The sequence below is a fragment of the Nocardia sp. FBN12 genome (assembly GCF_054031145.1).
On record NZ_CM132926.1, the window covers coordinates 5,989,459 to 6,012,826 of the forward strand.

The following is a 23,368-nucleotide window of genomic DNA, read 5'->3' on the forward strand; positions in this document are numbered from 1 at the left end:
TGTCGAGGCGGCGCGTCGTTGAGCAGCCCTTGATTTTCCGCCGAAGCAGCTATTCCTCGGAAACGACGAACCTGATCGCCGAACCCGCCCGCACCAGTGCGGGTGGATCGCGGTCCACCGCCCACATGCGCAGATCGGTGCTGCCGATCAATTGCCATCCGCCCGGTGTACCGCGTGGGTACACCGCCGAATATCCGCCTGCCAGCGCCACCGCGCCCGCCGGGATGGCGGTGCGGGCATGGGTGCGGCGCGGCACCGTGAGCCTGCCGTCGGGCGAGGTGAGGTAGCCGAAACCGGGCGCGAAACCGACGAAAGCGCAACGCCAGACGGTGCCGGTGTGCGCCGCGATCACCTCGGGGATCGACAGGTCGAGCAGCCCGGCCACCTCGGGCAGATCGGCACCGTCGTAGCGAACGGGAATGGTCACGACAGGCTCGTCATCGGGCACTGTTCCACGGGAAACATCCGGCGAATCCGCTTGCGGTGGCTCGTGATCCAGCCGGTCGAGCAGCGCGACGAGTTCACGTCGGACCTGCACGCCATAGCTCACCGAATGCATGGTGACCAGCACGGTTTCCGCCGCGGGCAGCACATCCTCGACACCGGCGATCGCGTGCACGCGCAGCGCCGAGGCCAGGCGCTGCACCGGGCGCGGGTCGTCGAGGGTGATGAGCATGGCGCGGTCACCCGCGGGTCGGATCCGCGCGTTCCAATCGATGTCCATCCTGCCTCCCACCCCTCAGCTGAACGGCTCCACCGGTATCCCGGCTTCGTCGAGCGCCCCCCGAATCCGGCGAGCCATCTCGACTGCCGCCGGCGAATCGCCGTGGACACACACGCTGGCCACGGACACGGCGACCGTACCGGGACCGTCTACGGTACGCGCGGTCCCTGACATCGCAAGAGATGTCGCCTGCGCCACGGCGGCGTCGGGCGACAGCACCGCCCCGGCAACTCCGCGCGGGGCCAGCGAACCTGTTGCAGTGTAGGCCCGGTCGGCGAATCCCTCACCGACGAAACGCACGCGCTGCGCGGCCCGTTCCAATTCTGTACCCGCCGGACCGAGCAGCGCCAGACCCGGTTCGGCCTCGGCCACCGCGGCGAGCAGCGCCTCGGCGAGCAGACGATCGCGGGCCGCCGCGTGATAGAGCGCGCCGTGCGGTTTCACATAGCGCACGCGATCGCCCGCGGCTCTGGCGAAAGCTTGCAGTGCGCCGATTTGATAGAGCACCTCGTCGCGGAGATCGGCGGGAGCGATGGCGATATCGCGGCGACCGAAGCCGACCAGATCGCGATAGCCGACGTGCGCGCCGATTCGCACGCCCTTGGCCACCGCGAGTTCGCAGGTGCGGCGCATGATGGCCGGGTCGCCGGCATGGAAACCGCACGCGATGTTCGCGCTGGTCACGATGTCGAGCATGGCGGCATCGTCGCCCATCCGCCACGGGCCGAAGCCTTCGCCCAGATCACTGTTCAGGTCCAGCGGCATGCGATGCCCTCCGGTGTTCGCGGGTCACTCGCCGGGTAGATACCCCGGCAATTCGAGCATGAACGCACAGATCCATACCGTTATCACCGGGGCGTGTTCAACAGGCGTACACGCGGACCTCGGTGGCTTTGACCGCGAAGTAGACCTGTGCGCCGATGGTGAGATGGAGTTGGGCGACGGCGGCGGGGGTCAGGTCGGCGCACAGCCCTGGTGCCTGCGCTGCGTCACCGCGAACCCGGACGATGCCGCCGCGGTCGGTGATCTCGGTGATGTCGACGGTGAACACATTGCGTGGACTGCCGCCGGGTCTGGTGCGGAACACCGACACCGCCGCCGGTGCGAACACCGCCGCGGCGCGGACGCCGGGGACGAAATCGCCGACGACGCAGCCATCGACGCCGAGGTCGTCGACGAGCACGGTCCCGAAAGTCGGGGCCGGATCGCCGGGGTGAGTCCGCGATACCGGCGGTTCGTCGGCGGTATCGCCTGGATGGTCCGCAGACTCCCGTTGTAGGGGTGTGGCGGAGGTGGCGCCGATGAGCCGGCCCCCATCCGCAGCAGGGCCTGGCAGGAGCGCTGACTCGACGCCGGTGCCGCGCAGCAGGTTGAGGCCGGCGATGCGGGCGGCGAACGGGTTGCGTGGGTGCGACATCACTGCGGCGACGGGCCCGGATTCGACTATGCGGCCCGCCTCCACGACGACGAGTCGGTCGGCGAGGGTGATGGCGTCGATGATGTCGTGCGTGACAAGGACGGCGCAGCGGGGATGGTCGCGGCCGGGTTCGTCGCGCAGGACCCGGCGGAGCAGGGTTCGCATCGCCGGGGCGACATCGACGTCGAGGGCGGACATGGGTTCGTCGAGAAGCAGCAGGTCGGGGTCGACGGCGAGGGCGCGTGCGAGGGCGACGCGCTGAGCTTGGCCACCGGACAGAGCGCCGGGGTGGCGGTCGGCGAATTCCCCTGCGTCGACCGCCGCCAGCCAGTCTTCGGCGATCTTCCGGGCAGTTCGGGTGCTCGCGCCCGCGCTGCGTGGGCCGAAGGCGACGTTGTCGCGCACGCTGAGGTGGGGGAACAGGAGGGGATCCTGGGCGAGGAGGGAGACTCCGCGCCGATGTGGGGGTAGCGCGATGCCTTCGGCCGTGTCGGTGAGCGTGCGATCGCCGAGCCGGACATGGCCCGCGTCGGGGACGATCAGCCCGGCGACGACCTGCAGGAGGCTGGATTTGCCCGCGCCGTTGGGGCCGAGCACGGCGAGGACCTCGCCCGGAGCGACTTCGATCCGCACGTCGAGATCGCGGGCGGCGATCCGCGCGGACACCGAAAGACCGGTCGGGCGCGGCGAATCTCCGGTCACTTCACGCCGCCGATCGTGGCGCCGCTGCGCAGCTGGGTGCCGGGGATCGGGCTGGTGCGGCGGTAGGCGAGCAGGACGATCAGGACGGCGACGATGATCAGGACCACCGACAGGGCGACCGCCGCGTCGGGATCGGCCTCGCGCTGGAGGTAGATCTCCAGCGGCAGGGTGCGGGTGCGGCCTTGGAGGCTGCCGGCGAAGGTGAGGGTGGCGCCGAATTCGCCGAGGGCGCGGGCGAAGGCGAGGACCGCTCCGGAGATCAGCGCCGGCCGCAGCAGCGGCAGGGTGATCCGCCACCAGACGGTGCTCGGGCCCGCGCCGAGCGTTGCCGCGATCTGCTCGTATCGACTACCCGCCGTACGCAATGCACCTTCGAGAGTCAGCACCAGAAAGGGCAGCGCCACAAAGGTTTGCGCCAGCACGACAGCGGTGGTGCTGAACGCGATCTGAATCCCCGCGGCTTCCAGGTGTTCGCCGAGAAGCCCACGCCGGCCGAAGGTATAGAGCAGCGCGATACCACCGACGACGGGCGGTAATACCAAGGGCAGCAACACAAGTGCCCGCAACACCGGCAACGCACGCCATCGCGCCCGCGCCAGCACCGCCGCCATCGGCACCCCGAACACCAGGCACAACACCGTGCTCGCGGTAGCGGTTCGCATGCTCAACCACAGCGCGTCCCGTGATGCTTCGGTACTGACCAGCTCGACGAACCGCCCCCACTCGACCCCCCACGCCAACGCCGCCAGCGGCAGCACCACCAGTGCGAACCCCACACCAGCGGGCACCGGTAACCAGCGAGGCAGCCCCGCGCTCGTCACGCGCCGGGCCCGATCACGGCGCACCGAAACCGGCTGCCGCCAGAGCCGCTCGGCCGGTGGGACCGGTCACCAGCTCGGTGAACTTCTGCGCCGTCGTAGCCTGCTTCGAATCCGCCACCACCGCGATCGGATAGGCGTTCACCGCTGCCGAGGCCTCGGGAACCGCGACGGCGCTCACCTTCGCACCCGCACCGGCCGCGTCGGTGACATAGACGAAGCCCGCGTCGGCCTGGCCCGAGGTGACCTTGGTGAGCACGTCGGCTACCGAAGACTCCTCGCTCACGGGATGCAGGGTGACGGCCGCGGCGTCGGCGACCTTTTTCGTCGCCCGGCCGCACGGAACCTGCGGAGCGCAGACGACCAGGGTGGCGTCGGCAAGGTCGTCGATTCCGTTGATGCCCTTGGGATTTCCCGGTGCGGTGACGATCGTGAGGACGTTCGTGGCGAAAGTGGCTGGTGCCGCTGTGATTCGACCGCCCTGCACCACCTTGTCCATCGTCGGCTGGTCGGCGGCGGCGAAGACATCAGCGGGAGCGCCTGCTTGGAGTTGTGCGGCGAGGTCGGACGAACCCGCGAACGAGAACTGCACGTCCACACCGGGATTCGCGGTCTCGAAGTCCTTCTCCAGCTCGGTGAAGACACTCTTCAACGACGCCGCCGCGAACACCGTCAGCGTGGATTGCGCCGAATCACCGCTCCCGCAACCACTCACGGTGAGCACGACCAGCACAGCACCCGCTGCCACCCGGCGGATCATTCGGCGGCCTTCTCGATCACCACGGTGGTCGCCTTGACGCTCGCCAGCGCGACGCTGCCCGGCTCCAGCCCCAGCTCGCGCACCGATTCGCTGCTCATCAGGGAGACCACCGTGAAAGGACCGCATTGCATCTCCACCTGTGCCATCACCGTGTCGGTCACCACGCGGGTGACCAGGCCGGGGAACCGGTTGCGTGCCGAGCTGGCACTTCCCACCTGGGTGTGTGGCGTGCGCGCCTGGTCGACGGCGTGTTCGGCCAGCTCCCGGCCGTCCAGCACCAAGCGGCCCGCGGCGTCCTTGGTCGCCGTCAGCGTGCCCGTGTCGATCCAGCGACGCACCGTATCGTCGCTGACGCCGAGCAGGTCGGCCGCTTCCTTGATTCGCAGTTTCACCACCAGAACAGGATAGGTCCGCAGATTCGGACATAACAAGAAAACATCTCCGCACTTTCGGAATCAAACGGTCGTGACATTCCATAATCGGGTCACACTTCGTGGCTACCGGCGACGCGGCCAAGTACGCTCGGAGCCATCATGGCCACGTATTTCGATCCGAAGTCCTGGTCACTGGCGGGCGCTGTCGATATGGGCAAACGTCTGCTCGACCCATCATGGATCGACCAGTGGCTCGGCTTCACCACGTCCTGGGCCGATCCCGTCGCCGACCTGGGTTCCGGCACCGTCACCGCGCTCATGCCCGATGTGCTGATGACCGTGCTCAGCGAGGGCATCCTCAGCCGTTTCGGCGGCCAGGAGATCAACGCCACGCTGCTCGGACACGACCTCACCGCCACCCTCGACACCTTCAAGCTGCGCAGACGCGGCGCTCACTTCCAGAGCAAGACGGTGCTGTCGAACCTGGTCTGGGACTCGCACCCCTTCGACACGGTCACCGTGGTCGCGCACGGCGTGCGGCTGATTCCCGGCGTGCCGACCAAGGTCCGGGTCCAGCAGCTCGATATCGAGGGCTCCCTCGGCATCAGCGCGATGGCAGAGTGGGTGGACGCCCAGAACCTGGACTGGCGGGTGCGGCTCGACGACCGCGGACAGATCGTCGCGACGCATCGCACGCGCAAGATGCGGGCGGTCATCGACGGGCAGGTCTACGACAACCTGCTCACCCTCGACATCCGCAAGGCCAGTTGGTACGGCATCCGGCTGCCCAAACGCGTCGTGCCGGCGCCCGCGCTGCTGCTCGACGATCTGCCCAACCGGGCCAGCATCTCATACGCGCACCGGCGCGGTGACGTGGTGAAGTTCCGGCTCGAACTCCCCGAGACCACCGGCTCGTTCGACCTGACCCAGATCCGCGACGCCATCATCGCGGGGACAACACTGATCGTCTTCTGATCAGGACTGGGTCTTCCACCATTCCTGAAGGGCCGCTTCGGCTTCTTCCCGCGTCATCGGGCCGCGGTCGAGACGCAGATCCTTCAGGAACTTCCACGCCTTGCCCACCTGCGGGCCCGGCGGCAGCCCGAGCAATTCCATGATCGCGTTGCCGTCCAGATCCGGCCGCACCCGCGCCAGATCCTCCTGCTCGCGCAGCGCCGCGATCCGCTCCTCCAGCTCGTCGTAGGTCGAGCGCAGCGCCGCCGCTCGGCGCTTGTTGCGCGTGGTGCAGTCGGCGCGCACGAGCTTGTGCAGGCGATCGAGCAGGTCGTCGGCGTCGGTGACGTACCGGCGCACCGCCGAATCCGTCCACTGCCCCTTGCCGTACCCGTGGAAGCGCAGGTGCAGAAACACCAGGCGCGCAACCTCTTCGGTGAACGCCTTCGGGTACTTCAGCGCCCGCATCCGCTTGCGCACCATCTTCGCGCCGACCACCTCGTGATGGTGGAAGCTCACCCCGCCCGCGGGTTCGTTGCGCTTGGTGTCGGGCTTGCCGATGTCGTGGAGCAGCGCCGCCCAGCGCAACACCAGGTCGGGGTCGCCTTCCTCCTGGTCGATCGCCTGCTGCAGCACGGTCAGCGAATGCTGATACACGTCCTTGTGCTGGTGGTGCTCGTCGATCTCGAGCTTCATCGCGGGCACCTCGGGCAGCACGCGCTGCGCCAGACCGGTGTCGCACATCAGGTTGATGCCGTCGATCGGGTGGTCGGCGCCGATCAGCTTGTCGAGTTCGGCGCGTACTCGCTCGGCGGTGATCCGGTCGATCTGATCGGCCATCTCGATGATCGCCGCACGCACCCGCGGCGCCACCTCGAACCCCAGCTGCGCCACGAAACGTGCGGCCCGCAGCATCCGCAGCGGATCGTCGTCGAACGAATCCTGCGGCGTCGCAGGGGTATCAAGCACGCCGTCGAGCAGCGCGTCGATCCCGTTGAGCGGATCCACGAATTCCAGCGAGCCGTCGGCGGCGATCTTCACCGCCATCGCGTTCACCGTGAAATCGCGGCGCACCAGGTCACCGTCGAGGCTGTCACCGAAGGTGACCTCGGGATTGCGCGAGACCCGGTCATAGGTATCGGCACGGAAAGTCGTGATCTCGAGCTGCTGATCATCCTTGGCCGCACTGACGGTCCCGAAAGCCAAGCCGCCGGTATCCCACAGATGGTCGGCCCACCCGCGCATCAACTCCTGCACAACCTCCGGCCGCGCATCGGTCGTGAAATCCAGGTCGTTCCCGAGCCGCCCGAGCACCGCGTCCCGCACGCTGCCCCCGACCAGATAAAGACTGTGCCCCCGCTCGGCGAACATCGCCCCCAACGGCGCCAGCACATCATTGAGCTGCCCCAACGTCACCGCCGCCCCCGCCAGCAGGCGAGCACGACGATCCGCCACAGCATCAGGAACAACATCCGGGGAAACCACACAGGCACTTTACCGACCCCGTCGAATCGATTCCCCACAGTCCGCCACCGACCGCACCCGTCCCCCTCTTCCACAACCCACCCAACCCAGCCACCCCGTGCACCCCGGCCTGTCTCCGTCTTCGACAACCCACCCAGCCCCGCACCCTCGACCGCGCCCGCACTCAATCTGCACAGCTAAGCTGGGCGGGTGTCTCCTCCGGCCGATCGCGCGAACAGTCGACGCCGCCAGCCGCGGCGGCGTGGTTCGGCGAACAATGCCGGTAAACCGCGCATGCGCACCGTCCGGGAAACCTCCGCGGGCGGGCTGGTCGTAGAAGGCCTCGACGGTCCGAAAGACCAGCGCACGGCCGCCCTGATCGGACGCACCGACAGAAGAGGCCGCCTGCTGTGGTCGCTGCCCAAAGGGCATATCGAAGAGGGCGAGACCTCCGAGCAGACCGCGATCCGCGAAGTCGCCGAGGAGACCGGTATCGACGGTGAGGTGGTCGCCGAACTCGGCAGTATCGATTACTGGTTCGTCACCGAGGGCAGACGGGTACACAAGACCGTGCACCATTTCCTGCTGCGGTGTCTGGGCGGTGAGCTGTCCGACGCCGACGTCGAAGTCACCCAGGTTGCGTGGGTTCCGTTGAGCGAGTTGGATTCCCGATTGGCCTACGCCGACGAACGGCGGCTGGCCGAAGTAGCGAATCGATTGATCGACCGGATGGAGACCGGCAAGCGATGACGGGTGGACTGTTCCGGCTGATCACGGCGGTCCTGACCATCTTGGGTTCGATGACGCTGCTGCCCGCGGTCGCGCACGCTCAAACGGACGAGTCGGGAACACCGAAGTTTCTCAAGCTGACCCTGGACGCGGTGGCGCCGGGCACGGTCACCACCGGCAGCGACCCGAAACTGACCGTCTCGGGCACGGTCACCAATATCGGTGACCGGGTCGTCGACGATGTGAGCGTGCGGATCCAGCGGGCGGCCGCGGTGGAGGCGCCGAGCGGATTGCGCAGTTCGCTGCGCCTGGACCAGGTGAACTACGAGGTCACGGGCCCGTTCCAGGATGTCGCGCCGCAGTTGAGTCCCGGTCAGCGCAAACAGTTCTCGGTGAGTATCGCGTTGCGCGCGGGCTCGGAGGCATCGCTTGGGCTCACCGATCCCGGGGTGTATCCGCTGCTGCTCAACGTCAACGGCGAACCCGCCTACGGCACCCAGGCCAGGCTCGACGACGCGCGCTTCCTGCTTCCCGTGCTCGGGCTGCCCGGTACCGACGAGACGAACCCGCCGGTGGCCACACCGCCGGAAGCATCGCCGGTCGCGACCACGATGATCTGGCCGCTGGCCGACCGGCCGCGCATGGTCGCGGGCAAGCCCGGCTCGGTGAACGGTCAGGCCGAACTGCTCGACGACGAACTGGCGGCCTCGGTCGGCAAGGGCGGCCGCCTCGAACAGCTGGTCGCGGCGCTGGAATCGGTGGTGCCCGCGCCGGGCAAAGACAAAGGTGTGGCCGGATCGGTGTGTATCGCCATCGATCCCGACCTCGTCTCGACCGTGCAGACCATGACGCGGGGCTATCGGGTGCTGGCGAGTCCGTCGGATCCGAGCGGCGCGACCAGGGAGGGGACCGGGGCCGCGAACGCGCAGGCCTGGCTCGACCGGTTGCGCGCGCTGGCCGGGTCGATGTGCACGGTCGCCCTGCCGTTCGCGCAGGTCGACATGTCGGCGCTGGCCGCGGTGAACGATCCGGAACTGTCGGCGCGGGCCCTGATCGCACCCGCCGATGTAGTGGACTCGATCCTCGGTACGCAGTCGTTGCGCGGGGTGAGCCTGCCCGATGCGGGCAGCATCGACGATCCGGCGGGCAGGCTGTTGCGCGAGCACGGGTACGGGACGGCGGTGCTGGCCGGATCGGCGGTGTCGGGTGACGGGTCGCCCGCCGATACCGACAACGCGCTCACCACCGCGCCGACCACGCTCGCGCCCGATGTCGTCGTGGGTGGGGAGCAGGCGGTGCCCGATGTCGTGCGGGTGCCGGGCGTGAGTGTCGAACCGCCCGCCGGTGCCGCCGCGGGGACCGATCCCGCGCTGCGCGTGACCACCTTCGACATCTGGTCGGCGACCGCGCTGGCCGCGGTCGGTTCGAACCCGCCGACGCCGTCGTTCACGCCGTCGAAGGTGCGGTTCGACGTCACCAACGACTCGCGCGCGGCCCGATTGCAGGACGCGCTCGGCGCGATGGCGTGGGGTGCGCTCAATCCGTCGCCGGACCGGCCGCGCTCGCAACTGCTGATGCCGCCGCAGCAATGGGGGGCCAGCCGGGAGGAGGGCATCGCGCTGCTCAAGCAGGTCGAACTGCTCACCCGTAACAACCTCGCGAGCCCGCGCGCGTTCGCCGACCTCGTCACCCAGGCGCCCGACCCGCAACCGTTCGCGCTGGAATATCTGCCGCGCGCCGCCCAGGACGCCGCGCCGGAACGGTTCATCGAGCCGGTCCACGCCCAGGGCGCCCGCGTGACCGAGTTGATGCGCGCACTGGTCGAGCTGCCCGAATCCGAGCTCACCCCGCACGCTTTCCTGACCCCGGCGCGCGAGGACCTGCTGCGCGCGCTGAGCCTGTCCGACCGCAGGGCCGACAACGACACCCTGGCCGACCTGCACGCCCAGCGCCGCATCGATCAGGCGACCCGCGAACTGGACACGATGTTCGCCTCGGTCTCGGTGCTGCCGCCGGGCGGGGTGTACACGCTCGCCTCCGAGCAGAGCCCGTTGTTGCTGGTAGCGCGCAATGAACTGCCCGTCGCGATCCGGGTGATGTTCCGGATCGAAGCACCCGCAGAGACGAACATCACCGATATCGGCGAACAGCTGCTTCCGCCATCCGGTACCCGGTCGTTCCAGATCCCGACCGAGGTGAGCGACAGCCGTAAGCTGGTGATTCCGATCGCCCTTACCACTCCGGACGGGATAGCGCTAGGCGACGCGACGTCGGTCTCCGTGCGCTCGAACGCCTACGGTCAGGCGCTGGCCATAATTACCGGATGTGCCGCGATACTGCTGTTGCTGCTGGCCGGGCGCCGACTGCTGCGCCGGTTCCGCGGCCAACCCGACCCCGCCGACGAAGGGTTCGCCCCGGAGACGGTCGAACGGGCGGGTCGATTGCGGCGCGCGCGTCAGAAGCTGCGAGGGCAGTGAACGCCCGCGCCTGACGCGCGGTCAGGGCACCATGACAGACAAGGACGAGAGTGGCACCGGTGAGCGAAACGCTCACCGCAAGGCGACGAGATTCGCGGGTTACGCCGGGTACAGGAGGCATGATGGGCGACGATGATTCCGCTCATCGGCGTGACCACGACGACGACCCGACCCTGCGCCGGGCTGCCCCCAGCGCGCCGTGGGAACGCGGGATGACGGCCGGACAGGACGCCGATCGCGACGAGGTGGACCGGCGTACTGGTGCGCCCGGCCACCGCCCCGACTTCGCCGCCCCCCGCGACAGCCGTCCGCCCGTCCGGCCCGGTGATCCGGGATTCGATCCGCAGGCGATGCCCCGCCATCCTGGTGCGGGACAGTCCGGCGCACCGCGTCATCCGGGGGAGCGACCCGAACCTCGGCCCGACATACCGGGACAGTCCGGCTACCGCCCCGCCGAACAGACCGGATACCGGCCGGGTTCCGCCGACCCGAGCGCACCTCAACCGCCCGCCGCTCACCGCGACCCGCGCCCGCCCATGCCGCCGGGTCGATCGGCCTATCGCCCCGAACCGCCGCCGGCTGGCTACCGTCCCGGACCGGATCAGATCGGCACGCCCCAACCGCCCGTGGGACCCCGCTCAGGACCGGGCCGACCAGGGCCGCCCACCGGTCGTCCGGATCAGCGTTCCGCGGATCCGCACCGCCCGCCGCACGGCGAGCGGCCCGGGCAGGTCCCGAACCCGCGCCAACAGCCACCCGGCCCGGCTAACCGCTCGGGTGAGTTCCCGCAGCAGCAACGTCCCGGCGGCGGGCAGGCACCGCGCCCCGGCGTCAGCGGCCCGGCCGGGCGTCCCGGCGAGCCACCACGCCCGCCGGCACCCGGCCCCGACCGCCGCCCCACACCTCCACCGCAACGCCGTGCGCCTGGTCCCGCCGGGCGCTCGGGCGAATTCCCGCAGCAACAGCGCCCCGGACCGGACGGATTCCCCCCGCGCCGGACCGGCCCGAACCCCTCCGGCGAATTCCCCCAGCAACAGCGCCCGGGACCAGACGGATACGCCGCGCGGCGGACCGGGCCGAGTCCCTCCGGCGAATTCCCCCAGCAACAGCGCCCCGGACCGGACGGATACGCCCCGCGCCGGACCGGTCCGAACCCCTCGGGCGAGTTCCCGCAGCAACGCCCGGCCCCGCCGCGTGGTGGGCAGTCCGGGGCTATTCCGAGGCAGGATCGGCCCGATCAGCCCGGCGGACGTAGGCAAGCTCCGCCGGAGCAGGGGCGGCCGGTGCCACCGCGCGCGAGCTTTCCCGGGATGCCCGCCGCGGATCCCGCGCGAGACGGTCGTCAGGCTGGTGCCGGATTCGGTGAGCGTGGCCGGGCCGCGAGTGGTTCTGTCGGCGATCGGTCGGAGCGGACTCAGGTCATCGCCCGGCCGAAGAAGGTGGCGGCCGAGCCTGCCGAAAAAGCGGGCGTCGCCCCGATGAGTGCCAATGCGAGGCTGCTCAAGGACTCGGGTTCGATCGCGGTCGCGACGCTGATCAGCCGGATCACCGGATTCGCCAAGCAGCTGTTGTTGCTGACGGTGCTCGGCCCGGCCATCGCGAGTGCGTTCATCTCGGCGAACCTGATCCCGAACATGATCGCCGAGCTCGTCCTCGGCGCCGTGCTGACTGCCATCGTGGTGCCGACCTTGATCCGCGCCGAGCAGGAGGACGCCGACAACGGTGCCGCGTTCGTGCGCAGATTGGTGACAGCGGCCTTCACCGTGCTGTTCGTCGCCACTGTGCTGACTTTGGCGGCCACCCCGATCCTGGCCGGTCACGTGCTCGTCTCGTCCGACGGCAAGGTGAACACGGACCTGACCGTCGCGCTGACCTACCTACTGGCACCCGCGCTCCTCTTCTACGGAATGTCGGCACTGTTCACCGCGATCCTCAACACCAGGCAGGCATTCAAGCCGGGTGCGTGGGCCCCCGTGATGAACAATGTGGTCGCCTTGACGGTGCTGGCGGTCTACGCGCTGACGCCCGGCGAGATCACCCTCGATCCGGTGCGGATGAGCGATCCGAAACTGCTGGTTCTCGGCCTCGGTATCACCGCGGGCGTGGCGACCCAGGCACTCTGTCTGCTGCCCGCGATCCGCAGGCACGGGATCAACTTGCGTCCCCTGTGGGGAGTCGACGCGCGCCTCAAGCAGTTCGGCAGGATGGGCATCGCGATCATCTTGTACGTGCTGATCAGCCAGATCGGCTTGGTGGTCGCGAACAACATCGCCTCCAAGGCCGACGAGGCGGGCCCCGCGATCTTCGCGAACGCATGGGCCCTGTTGCAGCTGCCCTACGGCGTCATCGGGGTAACCCTGCTCACCGCGATCATGCCCAGACTCAGCCGCAGCGCCGCCGACGACGACACACCCGCAGTGGTCGACGACCTGTCCGTAGCCACCCGGCTCACGATGATCGCGATGCTCCCGATCGTCACCTTCATGACCCTCGCGGGCCCCGAGATCGGCCAGGCGCTCTACGGCTACGCACGATTCTCCGGCGATGCCGAGCGACTCGGCGACGCAGTGAGCTGGTCGGCGTTCTCGCTCATCCCGTACTCGCTCGTACTCATCCATTTGCGGGTGTTCTACGCGCGCGAGCAGGCGTGGACGCCCACCTGGATCATCCTCGGCATCACGACGATCAAGATCCTGATCTCGGCACTGGCACCGGTCATCGCCCGCGACAGCGATGACGTGGTGATCGTGCTCGGTGTCGCCACCGGCCTCGGCTTCACCGCTGGCGCGGTGATCGGCGGCGTGCTGCTGCACCGCAGTCTCGGCGACTTGCGCATGGTCAATGTCGGCCGAACTGTGACCAGAGTGTTGCTCGCCTCGATCGCGGGCGGCGCGGTGATGCTGATCGTCGACACGGTGACCGGGCTCGACCGCGTCTCCGGTGGCGCGGGCTCGCTGCTGCGCGTCGTCATCGATGCGCTGGTCATGTTCTCGGTGACGTTCGGACTCATGCGTCTGGCCGGAATTCCCGAGGTCGTCGCCATCACGGTCGCCATCTCGCGCAAGCTCGGCATCACCCCGCCCGCGCCGGATCTCGGACTCGACGACACCCCGGCGGACGACATCTACGCGACCACCGTCCTCCGCCGTCCCGATACCTACGGATTCCCCGCGTACGGGCAGTCTTTGGACACCCAGACCATGGTGCTTCCCGTCATTCGACCGGGCGCTGTTGACAGCACCGGTAAAGCACAGTTCCCGTACGCTGTTCCGCAGACCGACACGGGTTTTCAGGCCGAAGGAGGACCGAGGGTGAGCGATGACGCGGTGGGCGGCGTCCCAGCCGCTGATTCTGCGGCGCGCGCGGCAGCAGGAATGTCCACCGAGGTCGGGCCCGATGCTCCGAACTCGACGGGGTCCGAGCAGGCCGACGCGCCAGACGAACGCGACACGCACGACCAAGACACGCGTTCGGCCATGCCGCCGCACGATCCGACCTACGACACCGGCATGTTGCCGATCCCGCCGCAGGTGGCCCCGAGCGCCGCGGCCAACCGCGCGCAGCGTGGCCCCAAGCTCATGCCGGGCGCGTCTGTCGCCGGTGGCCGCTACCGGCTGCTGGCCGGTCACGGCGGGGCGCGTGGGCTGAAGTTCTGGCAGGCACTCGATATCAAGCTCGATCGCGAGGTCGCGCTGACCTTCGTCGACGCCGATCAGAGCGCAGGCGAGAACTCCGGGCACGACGGCCCGCAGGCGGTGCTCTCACGCACACTGCGGCTTGGCCGGATCAATTCGCCCGGTCTGGCCAGGGTGCTCGACGTGGTCCGCGGCAGCTCCGGCGGCATCGTCGTCGCCGAGTGGACGCCCGGCCGTTCGCTGCGCGAGATGGCCGAGACCGTGCCGTCGCCGATCGGCGCGGCCAGGGCCATCAGGGCGCTCGCCTCGGCGGCCGAACTCGCCCATCGTGGTGGCGGGTCGCTGTCGATCGATCATCCCGATCGGATCCGGATCAGTGCCTCCGGCGACGCCGTCCTCGCGTTCCCCGGCACGCTCGGCGATTCCGACGCGCAAGGCGACGTCCGTGGCCTCGGCGCGATGCTCTACGCCCTGATCACCGCGCGCTGGCCGATTCGGGTCGGCGGCGTCACCGGCGCGGCGGCCACCATCGGCGGTCTGCGACTGGCCGATTTCGGGCCCGACGGCACGCCGGTGGAACCGCGGCAGATCCGGCCGGAGGTGCCGTTCGAGATCTCGGCGGTCGCGGTTCGCTCGCTGGAATCCAACAAGGGCGTACGCACCGCCGCCACCGTGCAGCACGTGCTCGAGCAGGCCTCGGTCGTCGACCAGAAGACCGATTTCATTCCGGTCTTACGACTGGGTCAGCGGGCTGTCGCCCCCGGTGCCGATTCACTCGCCGACCCGGAACTGCTGGCCGCCGAGCGGGAACGCTCCAAGCGGATGTTGTGGATCATGGTCGGCCTCGGCGTGCTCGCGGCGCTGGTGGTCGGCGTGCTGATCTGGTGGATGGTCAGCATCTTCGCGCCCGGCGCCTCGGATAAGCCGCTGGACCAGCAGATCAATATCGGCCTCACTTCGAGCGTGGCACCGCCGCCGGCGGCAAGCGCACCGCCCGCGGCCGAATCCGCGGCACCGCCGACGAGTGTGCCGGTGCCGGTCACCGGTGCCGCGGTGTTCTCCCCGGAGGGCACCCCCGACGGTGCCGCGGCGGCGGGCGCGGTGCTCGACAACAACGCCTCGACACTGTGGCGCACCGATCAGTACTTCCAGCAGTTCCCCGCCCTCAAGAAGGGCGTGGGGCTGCTGGCCACGCTGCCGACACCGGCGAAGCTCACCAATGTGTCGATCACCTCACCCAGCGCTGGCAGCACCGTCGAGATCCGCACCTCGCCCACCGAGGCCCCCACCCTCGACCAGACCCAGCTGATCGGTTCGGCCAAGCTCGGTGACGGGGTCACCGATATCGCCGTGCAGACCGATCAAGCCGCTCGTTTCGTGCTCGTATGGATCACCGGACTGGCGAATTCGGGCGGTCAGTTCCAGACCGCGATCGCCGACGTCCGCTTCGACGCCGCGCCGTAATCGGGCCGCCCGCGTCCCCTCCCGCCTCCGCGATCTGTGCAGGTGGTCGATCATTTCCGGGCTCATCGCCGATCTTCATCGAACCGCGGTCCGGTTGGTGCGTAATTGTTATCGACGATATGATCGCCCCGCGCTCTCGGTTGAGAGTTACCCAGGATTTGTCGACGTCGATCCTGGACGCCGCGTAGTAGTCGCAGGTGATGGATCGGCCTTGTTTCGCCGACTTGAAGTCGCCGTAACGAGCGCTGTCCAAGGGGTCAGTTTTGTCGCCGGAAGTCAACGAGCACGTCCGCGGTGTACCGCCGCGACAGGACGCGGCCTGCGTCCGCTCGTTCCTGGAGAACGGTAGCGACAAGCAACTGCTGGCCGCCCACGTGCGCGGAGAACCGCACGTCTTCGCCGAACTGCTGCGCAGGCACTCCGACCATCTCTGGCAGACCGCGCTACGAACCTCCTATAACCGCGAGGACGCCGCCGACTGCCTGCAGGACGCGCTGTTCTCGGCCCACCGCACCGCCGACACCTTCCGCGCCGAATCCGAGGTGCGCAGCTGGCTGCACGCCATCGTGGTCAATGCCTGCCTCGACCGGATCCGCCGCAACAAGACCCGCCGCGCCATCTCGGTCCTGCCCGACACCATGCCCGAAGCGATCGACCCGCACGATGCCTTCGCTCACTACGAACTGTCCACCGTCGTGAGCGAGGCGCTGTTCACCCTCCCTGACGAACAGCGCTTGGCCCTGGTCATGACCGAGATGGAAGGCCGCAGCGTCGCCGAAACCGCCGCTGCGCTCGGCGTGGCGCCGGGCACGATCAAGAGCCGATGCGCCCGAGCGCGCGTACGTTTGCAAGAACGTTTGGAATTTTTCCGGGATCCAGGGAACCGGATGTAGTCGGGATGCGTCATTAACAGTGACGAACAAGTCAGCGATGTAAATCCTGCGATCCGATATCGACAGAACAGGGGAGGTGCGAGGGTGTCTCGATCCGTGCCGCAGCCTCCGTTCCCGTCGGAACTGCTGGCCGATCTGCATGCCGACAACCTCGCGCCGGAATTGTGCGAGCAACTGTGGCCCGTGGTCCGCACCGACGTAGACGCGCTGCACTACCTGAACAAGCTCGACGAGGTGAACACCCACCTCCGCACGCTCGCCACCGACGAGCGGGTCATGCACCGCATGCCCGACGACGTGGCCGACCGCATGTTCCGTTTCGTCGCCGATCTCGACGCGGGGGAGGGGCCGACCGAACGCATCACGCCGCGGTCGATCCCAGCGGCCGAACCGGTCGCCGACGACGGTCCGACCGTCCGGGTCACGCCGATCTCGCTGGACCGCTACCGATCACGGAAGCGGATGGGGTTGCTCGCCGCGGCGGCCGCGGCCGTGGCGGTCCTGGCAGGCGCCGGTGCGGTGTTCAGCACCCTCGACACCACCGAGGGCACCCCCACCGCCGCCCCGTACACCGAACCGGCGGCCGCCGACGAACTCACCACCGCCGCCGCACTGCGCGCGCTGGGCAAACGCGACGTGGTCGGCCCACTGGCCGACGAGGCCGCGCTCACCCGCTGTGTGCAAGCGAACGGAATCGACCGCACGGTCCTCGGCGCGACGAACATCACCTTCCGGGGGTCCGATGCCGTTCTGGTCCTTGTCCAGGGCGCCAAGGCACCGACTATCACTGCGCTGGTCGTGGGCACCGGCTGCACCACGGGTATCCCAGAACAGCTGACTCTGCGCGACATCGGTTGATTCCGTAAGGCTCTCAAGAGGTAAAACCGGGCCCAGGGGGAGAGACACATCAGGATTGCCCTGCCCAGAGCGCCGTGGGAACAACACCGTTTAGGCTGTTGTTGACCGACACGTCCCCAGATTGCTTTTTCGGAAGGGCCCCATGAGCACGCCAGTTCGCGACCTGATCATCGTCGGCTCAGGCCCCGCCGGCTACACGGCGGCCGTCTACGCCGCCCGCGCGGAGCTTTCGCCGCTGGTCTTCGAGGGCACCCAGTTCGGTGGCGCCCTGATGACCACCACCGAGGTGGAGAACTTCCCCGGTTTCCGCGACGGCATCATGGGCCCTGACCTCATGGAGCAGATGCGCGACCAGGCCAAGCGTTTCGGCGCCGAGCTGCGCACCGAGGACGTCGACGCGATCGACCTGTCCGGCCCCGTGAAGAAGGTCACCGTCGGTGACGAGACCTTCGAGGCCTATGCCGTGATCCTCGCGATGGGTTCGGCCGCGCGCTACCTGAACGTGCCGGGCGAGCAGGAGCTGCTCGGTCGCGGCGTGAGTGCCTGCGCCACCTGCGACGGCTTCTTCTTCAAGGGCCAGGACATCGTCGTGGTCGGCGGCGGCGACTCCGCCATGGAGGAAGCGACCTTCCTCACCAAGTTCGCCGCGAGCGTCACCATCGTGCACCGTCGCGAGGAGTTCCGTGCCTCGCGGATCATGCTCGAGCGCGCCAAGGCCAACGAGAAGATCAAGTTCCGGCTCAACGCCGAGGTCGTGAAGGTCAACGGCGAGAAGAGCGTCACCAGCCTCACCCTGCGCGACACCCGCACCGGCGAGGAGTCCGAGCTCGACGCGACCGGGCTGTTCGTCGCCGTCGGCCACGACCCGCGCAGCGAACTCGTCAAGGGCCAGGTCGCTCTCGACGGCGAAGGCTATGTGCTGGTGACCAATCCGGGCACCGCCACCGACGTGGCAGGCGTGTTCGCCGTGGGCGACCTCGTCGACCACACCTACCGGCAGGCGATCACCGCTGCGGGCACCGGCTGCCGCGCCGCGATCGACGCCGAACGCTGGCTCGCCGAGCAGGGCGACATCACCGCCAACACGCTCGACCACGCCGACGGCCCGGCCGCCGTGCGCACCAACTGATTTCGAGTTCCACCCCTGTCGAGGAGACACCCATGGCCGACAGCGCCAACACCATCACCGTCACCGACCAGTCCTTCGCCGACGACGTCCTGCTCAGCGAAAAGCCGGTGCTCGTCGACTTCTGGGCCGACTGGTGCGGCCCGTGCAAGATGGTCGCCCCCGTGCTCGAGGAGATCGCGGGCACCCACGCCGACAAGCTGACCATCGCCAAGCTCGACACCGAGGCCAACCCCGGCACCGCCCGCGACTACCAGATCCTGTCGCTGCCGACCATGATCTTGTTCCAGGGTGGCAAGCCGGTGAAGCAGATCGTCGGCGCCAAGGGCAAGGCGGCGCTGCTGCGCGAGCTCGACGGCCTCATCTAACCCAGCGCATCCGACAAAAGCGCCTCCTACCGGCCGACGCGCCGTAGGATGCCTGGACCCGGGATTCCCGCAAAGCGCCCCGGGTCTGCGACAATCGACGGACGCTCCGGCCGAAGGAAAGGGCTCTCACGCATGCACCGACTTCGTCACGGCGATTCAGGACCAGCCGTCGCAGAGGTTCGGAGCACCCTCGCAAGCCTCGGTCTCCTGCATCTCCCACACGTCGAATCCACGGACGGATCGGAGTATTGGAAAGATACCGAGGCGGTGTTCGATCGGCCCCTCGATTCGGCGATCCGCGCGTTCCAGCAGCAGCGCGGTCTGCTCGTCGACGGGGTGGTCGGTCCGGCCACCTATCGTGCGCTGAAGGAAGCCTCCTACCGGCTGGGTGCTCGTACGTTGATCTACCAGTTGTCGGCGCCGCTCTACGGTGACGACGTGGCCACCCTGCAGCGCAAGCTGCAGGACCTCGGCTTCTACGTGTACCGGGTGGACGGGCATTTCGGCCCGCACACCCATGACGGGCTCAGCGCGTTCCAGCGCGAGATCGGCCTGTCCGCCGACGGTATCTGCGGACCCGACACCTTGCGCTCGCTGGATCTGCTCGGCGCGCGCGTCACCGGTGGCAACCCGCACCGCATCGCCGAGGAAGAAGTGGTGCACCGGGCGGGCCCGCAGCTCACCGGCAAGCGGATTGTCATCGATCCCGGATTCGGCGGCATCGACAAGGGTTTCGCGGTGCCCACCGAATTCGGCGACGAGTACGAGTCGGAGATCCTCTGGGATCTGGCTTCTCGGCTCGAAGGCCGAATGGCCGCGACCGGCATGGAGACCTTCCTGTCCCGGCCGTGGGGCGCCAATCCCACCGATGTCGAACGCGCCGAAACCTCCAACGCCTTCGACGCTGATCTGATGATCTCGCTGCGCTGCGCGACGAGTGACAATCCGTCCGCGAAGGGCGTGGCCAGCTTCTACTGGGGCAACTCACACGGTTCGGTGTCGATGATCGGCCAGGTGCTCGCCGGCTACATCCAGCGCGAAGTGGTGGCCCGAACTTCGGTGCAGGACTGCCGGACTCACCAGCGCACCTGGGACCTGTTGCGGCTGACCAAGATGCCGACCGTCCAGGTGGACCTCGGCTATCTCACCAACGACTACGACGCCTCGGTTCTCACCAACCCGCGCATGCGCGACGTGATCGCCGAAGCGATTCTCGTCTCGGTGAAGCGGCTGTACCTGCTCGGCCAGGACGACCAGCCCACCGGCACCTACACCTTCGCCGAACTGCTCGCCGAAGAACTGGCCGCCGCCGACGCGGGCAACGTTTCGTCCCCGCGCGTGTAGTTCCCTCAAAGACCAACGGCCCCGCGAATGTTCGCGGGGCCGTTCTTTGTTGTCCGGTGTTACTGCACGCCGACGCGCGTGGGCGGTTCCATCGAGGCAGCGGCCAGAAGCTGGTCGAGTGCGCGCTCGACGTCTTCCTTCCAGCCGTGATCGGAGTCGAGCTCCAGGCGCAGGCGGGGGAAGCGGTGATGCGGGGCCACCACTTCGAACCCGACCTCGGCGAGGAAATCGGCGTCGATCATGCAGGTTTCGGGAGTGCACCTCGTCGCCGACGACGGATCGCGCAGTGGTGCCGCGATCCGTTCCATCAGCCGCATCGACGATCCGAATCCGCGATCGGCCACCGAACTCGACGGTGGACCGTTGCGAATGCCGAACGCCTCCAGTGCGCGCACGCCACGACGCACCAGATCGCCCACCACGGCCTGAACCAGGTGATGGGCTACATCGGCCTCGTCATACGGGAATTCGGCCTGCAGCGTGGTCAGCAGGACCGCGTCCGGGCTTACGGGGGAGGTGGGGAACAACGACGATCGCGGCACGGCACTCGGGGGCGAGTACAGCGCGCAGCCCGCGAGATTGTTGTCCACGTGGGCCACCTGCCCGCACGAACCCCACTCGAGCATCACCGTCGAGAGCCAGGCTTCCTTTTCGAAGACCGGATCGCTGAAGGCGTGCGAGTCAGCGGCGACGGCCGGGTCGAGCTCCCAGAACACACACCGCCGGGTGTGCGCCGGGAGCTGACCCAGCCCGTCGAGAGTCAAAGCCGTGACGCTGGTCGACACCGCTCTGTTCAGCCTCCAGCTGTCGGATTCATCCACGCTCACGCCACATCACTATCCACAGTACGTGCCGCCTCTTTCAGTCACAGTGACGTTTCGGGGCCGACTTGCTCCATCAGCGCCACGATGCGCTCGAGATCTTCGACCGAACCGAACTCGACAACGATCTTGCCCTTGTTCTTCCCGAGGCTGACCGTGACTCGGGTGTCGTAAGACCCCGACAGTCGCTCGGCGACATCTTGCAGACCTGGCATATGGATCGGTTTGCGTTTCGGCGCCGGGGGAGTGGTCGTCGCGGGGTTGCGGTTCGCGAGCTGCACCGCTTCCTCGGTAGACCGAACAGACATTCCCTCACGGACGATCCGGGCAGCCAATTCTTCCTGTGCGTCCACGCCGGCATCCAAGCCGAGCAGCGCCCTGGCATGTCCGGCCGAGAGCACCCCGGCGGCCACCCGACGCTGCACCGGAATCGGCAGCTTCAGCAAACGAATCATATTCGTCACCACCGGTCGCGAGCGACCGATTCGCGAAGCCAATTCCTCATGGGTGACGTCGAATTCCTCGAGCAGCTGCTGGTAGGCCGCCGCCTCTTCGAGGGGGTTCAGCTGCACGCGGTGGATGTTCTCCAGCAGCGCGTCGCGCAGCATCGAGCCGTCGTCGGTGTCGCGGATGATCGCCGGAATCGTGGCGAGTCCGGCCTCCTGGCAGGCGCGCCAACGGCGCTCGCCCATGACCAACTGGAACTTGTCGACGCCCGGTTCGGTGCGACGCACGACGATCGGCTGCATGAGCCCGAACTCGCGAATCGAGTGCACCAGCTCGGCCAGTGCTTCTTCCTCGAAGACCTGGCGGGGCTGCTTCGGGTTCGGCTCGATCTGGTCTGCCGGGATCTCGCGGTACACCGCGTCGCCGGGGGAGACCAGCTCGGCTTCGGGCTCGGGCTCCGGCTCCGGCTCGGCATCCGGAACCCGATGCAGGAATGCCTCGGCCGGTTGCGGGCCGATCGGATTGATCCCGATCACGCTCGCCGCAGCACTGCTCAAGCCCGGCGCCACGGCCGGACCCGTCGGGATCAATGCGGCCAACCCGCGACCGAGACCGCCCTTTTTCGCCTGACTCATCGGCTACCGATCCCTTCCTCGTTCCAACTCACGCTACGACGCGTCTTGCTTCAGCTGCGCACGACTGGCCAGCTCGCGTCCCGCATCCATGTAGCTCATCGCACCACGCGAGCCTGGATCGTAATCGAGCACGGTCATCCCGTAGCCCGGCGCCTCCGAGACCTTCACGCTGCGCGGGATCATCGACTTGAGCACCACGTCGCCGAAGTGGTTGCGTACTTCCTCGGCCACCTGGTCGGCCAGCTTGGTGCGGCCGTCGTACATCGTCAGCAGGACGGTGGACACGTGCAGCTCCGGGTTGAGGTGCGCTTGCACCAGCCCGATATTGCGCAGCAGCTGACCCACGCCCTCCAGCGCGTAGTACTCGCACTGGATCGGGATCAGCACTTCCTTGGCCGCCACGAGCGCGTTGACCGTGAGCAGGCCGAGCGAGGGCGGGCAGTCGATCAGTACGTAGTCGATGTCGAAGCCGACCATGCCCGCCTCGCGGATCGCGGTCTTCAATCGCCCTTCCCGGGCGACCATCGAGACCAGCTCGATCTCCGCGCCGGCCAGGTCGATCGTGGCCGGGACACAGAGTAGGCGCTCGCTGTGCGGGCTCACCTGGATCGCATCTTTGACCGTCACTTCACCGATCAGCAGTTCGTAGCTGGACGGCACACCCGAGTTGTGCGCGACGCCCAGCGCCGTACTCGCGTTCCCCTGCGGATCCAGATCGACCACAAGGACCGTCATTCCCTGGTGCGCTAGCGCCGCAGCGAGATTGACCGTCGTAGTTGTCTTGCCGACGCCGCCCTTCTGGTTGGCGATGGTGATGATCCGTTGCTCGCGGGGTTTCGGCACAGTGACCTTTCCTGGATGCAGAATCTGGCTGGCGCGTTGCGCTTCCGCCGCGATCGGGGTCTCGGCCGGAGAGATATGCCCGAAAGGAGTATTCCCGAACGTCTCCGCGTCGAAGCTGCTGGAATCCAGCATCCCCGGGACCCGCGACGTTGTTTCCCGTGAAACATTCGCCGGACCGCTCGACATAGATTGCTCCTAACCCGAGAAACTTCAGATCACGTATCCCCGACGAGCGTCGGCGCCGTGTCGTCACAAACAAACTGCGTCGGTGGAGAACTCGAAGACCCGAGGAGCGAACTCACTCCCACCGACTCTGACAGCTTGCCAGCCCCAAGACACTTAGGAAAGCTGAATCGCGGCTCGCCGAGTAAGACACACCAAAGACCGCCGAATTAACACCCACCGCCGATGTTTCACGGGAAACAGTCCCACCCCCTGAGCCTTCCGCACCCCAGGCCCGACACCCCACCGCCCAACCGAGCCAGCACATAACCCCCGCGCCAACCACCCACGAA

General features: G+C 68.1%; 19 protein-coding genes. 9 read left to right on the forward strand and 10 right to left on the reverse strand.

Annotated elements, in window-relative coordinates:
* Positions 1–49: 49 nt before the first annotated feature.
* From ACWZHB_RS28300 to ACWZHB_RS28325, 6 genes are all read right to left on the reverse strand, one after another.
* Positions 50–724, reverse strand: a complete 675-nt coding sequence (locus ACWZHB_RS28300; RefSeq protein WP_427904817.1) for a 5-oxoprolinase subunit B family protein — start codon at positions 722–724, stop codon at positions 50–52.
* Positions 725–739: 15 nt separating this feature from the next.
* A complete protein-coding gene (locus ACWZHB_RS28305; protein WP_427904818.1) occupies positions 740–1,489 on the reverse strand; it encodes a LamB/YcsF family protein in 750 nt (249 codons plus the stop codon).
* Between the two features lie 97 nt (positions 1,490–1,586).
* Positions 1,587–2,843 carry a sulfate/molybdate ABC transporter ATP-binding protein gene (locus ACWZHB_RS28310; RefSeq protein ID WP_427904819.1) on the reverse strand — a complete coding sequence of 419 codons (1,257 nt, stop codon included), beginning with the start codon at positions 2,841–2,843 and terminating at the stop codon, positions 1,587–1,589.
* Positions 2,840–3,664, reverse strand: a complete 825-nt coding sequence (locus tag ACWZHB_RS28315; protein ID WP_427904820.1) for an ABC transporter permease — start codon at positions 3,662–3,664, stop codon at positions 2,840–2,842. The genes ACWZHB_RS28310 and ACWZHB_RS28315 overlap by 4 nt, the downstream gene beginning before the upstream one ends.
* A 13-nt stretch (positions 3,665–3,677) precedes the next feature.
* Positions 3,678–4,421 (reverse strand): molybdate ABC transporter substrate-binding protein, encoded by a 744-nt coding sequence (gene modA, locus ACWZHB_RS28320; RefSeq protein ID WP_427904821.1) that lies wholly within the window; start codon positions 4,419–4,421, stop codon positions 3,678–3,680.
* Positions 4,418–4,816 (reverse strand): TOBE domain-containing protein, encoded by a 399-nt coding sequence (locus ACWZHB_RS28325; RefSeq protein ID WP_427904822.1) that lies wholly within the window; start codon positions 4,814–4,816, stop codon positions 4,418–4,420. The genes modA and ACWZHB_RS28325 overlap by 4 nt, the downstream gene beginning before the upstream one ends.
* Before the next feature lie 138 nt (positions 4,817–4,954).
* Between ACWZHB_RS28325 and ACWZHB_RS28330 the strand changes: the two genes are divergently transcribed.
* Positions 4,955–5,770: a hypothetical protein gene (locus ACWZHB_RS28330; RefSeq protein WP_427904823.1), complete on the forward strand. Its 816-nt coding sequence runs from the start codon at positions 4,955–4,957 to the stop codon at positions 5,768–5,770.
* On the opposite strand, the gene ACWZHB_RS28335 is transcribed toward ACWZHB_RS28330, so the two are convergent.
* Positions 5,771–7,234, reverse strand: coding sequence for a CCA tRNA nucleotidyltransferase (locus tag ACWZHB_RS28335; RefSeq protein ID WP_427904824.1), 1,464 nt, complete (start codon positions 7,232–7,234; stop codon positions 5,771–5,773). It abuts the gene before it with no gap.
* Between the two features lie 273 nt (positions 7,235–7,507).
* Here ACWZHB_RS28335 and ACWZHB_RS28340 point away from each other — a divergent pair, with 273 nt between their 5' ends.
* From ACWZHB_RS28340 to ACWZHB_RS28375, 8 genes are all read left to right on the forward strand, one after another.
* A complete protein-coding gene (locus tag ACWZHB_RS28340; RefSeq protein ID WP_387221260.1) occupies positions 7,508–7,963 on the forward strand; it encodes an NUDIX hydrolase in 456 nt (151 codons plus the stop codon).
* Positions 7,960–10,419 (forward strand): DUF6049 family protein, encoded by a 2,460-nt coding sequence (locus ACWZHB_RS28345; RefSeq protein WP_427904825.1) that lies wholly within the window; start codon positions 7,960–7,962, stop codon positions 10,417–10,419. The genes ACWZHB_RS28340 and ACWZHB_RS28345 overlap by 4 nt, the downstream gene beginning before the upstream one ends.
* Positions 10,420–11,897: 1,478 nt before the next feature.
* Positions 11,898–15,518, forward strand: a complete 3,621-nt coding sequence (locus tag ACWZHB_RS28350) for a murein biosynthesis integral membrane protein MurJ (protein WP_427909328.1) — start codon at positions 11,898–11,900, stop codon at positions 15,516–15,518.
* 335 nt (positions 15,519–15,853) lie between these two features.
* A complete protein-coding gene (gene sigM / locus ACWZHB_RS28355; protein ID WP_427909329.1) occupies positions 15,854–16,411 on the forward strand; it encodes an RNA polymerase sigma factor SigM in 558 nt (185 codons plus the stop codon).
* A 96-nt stretch (positions 16,412–16,507) separates the two neighbouring features.
* Positions 16,508–17,269, forward strand: a complete 762-nt coding sequence (locus ACWZHB_RS28360) for a hypothetical protein (protein WP_427904826.1) — start codon at positions 16,508–16,510, stop codon at positions 17,267–17,269.
* A gap of 142 nt (positions 17,270–17,411) precedes the next feature.
* On the forward strand, positions 17,412–18,398 hold the full coding sequence (trxB, locus tag ACWZHB_RS28365) for a thioredoxin-disulfide reductase (RefSeq protein ID WP_427904827.1): 987 nt from the start codon (positions 17,412–17,414) through the stop codon (positions 18,396–18,398).
* 32 nt (positions 18,399–18,430) lie between these two features.
* Entirely contained in the window at positions 18,431–18,763 is a 333-nt protein-coding gene (trxA, locus tag ACWZHB_RS28370; RefSeq protein WP_378545159.1) for a thioredoxin, read from the forward strand.
* Positions 18,764–18,895: 132 nt separating this feature from the next.
* Entirely contained in the window at positions 18,896–20,107 is a 1,212-nt protein-coding gene (locus ACWZHB_RS28375; protein ID WP_427904828.1) for an N-acetylmuramoyl-L-alanine amidase, read from the forward strand.
* 59 nt (positions 20,108–20,166) lie between these two features.
* Here ACWZHB_RS28375 and ACWZHB_RS28380 read toward each other — a convergent pair whose 3' ends face one another.
* The 3 genes from ACWZHB_RS28380 to ACWZHB_RS28390 all read right to left on the reverse strand — a co-directional run bounded on the left by ACWZHB_RS28380 (position 20,167) and on the right by ACWZHB_RS28390 (position 23,039).
* A complete protein-coding gene (locus tag ACWZHB_RS28380) occupies positions 20,167–20,892 on the reverse strand; it encodes a GNAT family N-acetyltransferase (protein ID WP_427909330.1) in 726 nt (241 codons plus the stop codon).
* Positions 20,893–20,972: 80 nt separating this feature from the next.
* A complete protein-coding gene (locus ACWZHB_RS28385) occupies positions 20,973–22,010 on the reverse strand; it encodes a ParB/RepB/Spo0J family partition protein (protein ID WP_427904829.1) in 1,038 nt (345 codons plus the stop codon).
* Between the two features lie 33 nt (positions 22,011–22,043).
* Positions 22,044–23,039, reverse strand: coding sequence for a ParA family protein (locus ACWZHB_RS28390; RefSeq protein WP_427904830.1), 996 nt, complete (start codon positions 23,037–23,039; stop codon positions 22,044–22,046).
* Positions 23,040–23,368: the final 329 nt, after the last annotated feature.

Excerpts from the sequence above, each read along its gene's own strand:
- ACWZHB_RS28300 (WP_427904817.1), bottom strand. The coding sequence starts at position 724 with ATGGACATCGATTGGAACGCGCGGATCCGACCCGCGGGTGACCGCGCC.
- ACWZHB_RS28305 (WP_427904818.1), bottom strand. The coding sequence starts at position 1,489 with ATGCCGCTGGACCTGAACAGTGATCTGGGCGAAGGCTTCGGCCCGTGG.
- modA (WP_427904821.1), bottom strand. The coding sequence starts at position 4,421 with ATGATCCGCCGGGTGGCAGCGGGTGCTGTGCTGGTCGTGCTCACCGTG.
- ACWZHB_RS28330 (WP_427904823.1), top strand. The coding sequence starts at position 4,955 with ATGGCCACGTATTTCGATCCGAAGTCCTGGTCACTGGCGGGCGCTGTC.
- ACWZHB_RS28340 (WP_387221260.1), top strand. The coding sequence starts at position 7,508 with ATGCGCACCGTCCGGGAAACCTCCGCGGGCGGGCTGGTCGTAGAAGGC.
- ACWZHB_RS28345 (WP_427904825.1), top strand. The coding sequence starts at position 7,960 with ATGACGGGTGGACTGTTCCGGCTGATCACGGCGGTCCTGACCATCTTG.
- ACWZHB_RS28350 (WP_427909328.1), top strand. The coding sequence starts at position 11,898 with ATGAGTGCCAATGCGAGGCTGCTCAAGGACTCGGGTTCGATCGCGGTC.
- trxB (WP_427904827.1), top strand. The coding sequence starts at position 17,412 with ATGAGCACGCCAGTTCGCGACCTGATCATCGTCGGCTCAGGCCCCGCC.
- trxA (WP_378545159.1), top strand. The coding sequence starts at position 18,431 with ATGGCCGACAGCGCCAACACCATCACCGTCACCGACCAGTCCTTCGCC.
- ACWZHB_RS28375 (WP_427904828.1), top strand. The coding sequence starts at position 18,896 with ATGCACCGACTTCGTCACGGCGATTCAGGACCAGCCGTCGCAGAGGTT.
- ACWZHB_RS28385 (WP_427904829.1), bottom strand. The coding sequence starts at position 22,010 with ATGAGTCAGGCGAAAAAGGGCGGTCTCGGTCGCGGGTTGGCCGCATTG.
- ACWZHB_RS28390 (WP_427904830.1), bottom strand. The coding sequence starts at position 23,039 with ATGTCGAGCGGTCCGGCGAATGTTTCACGGGAAACAACGTCGCGGGTC.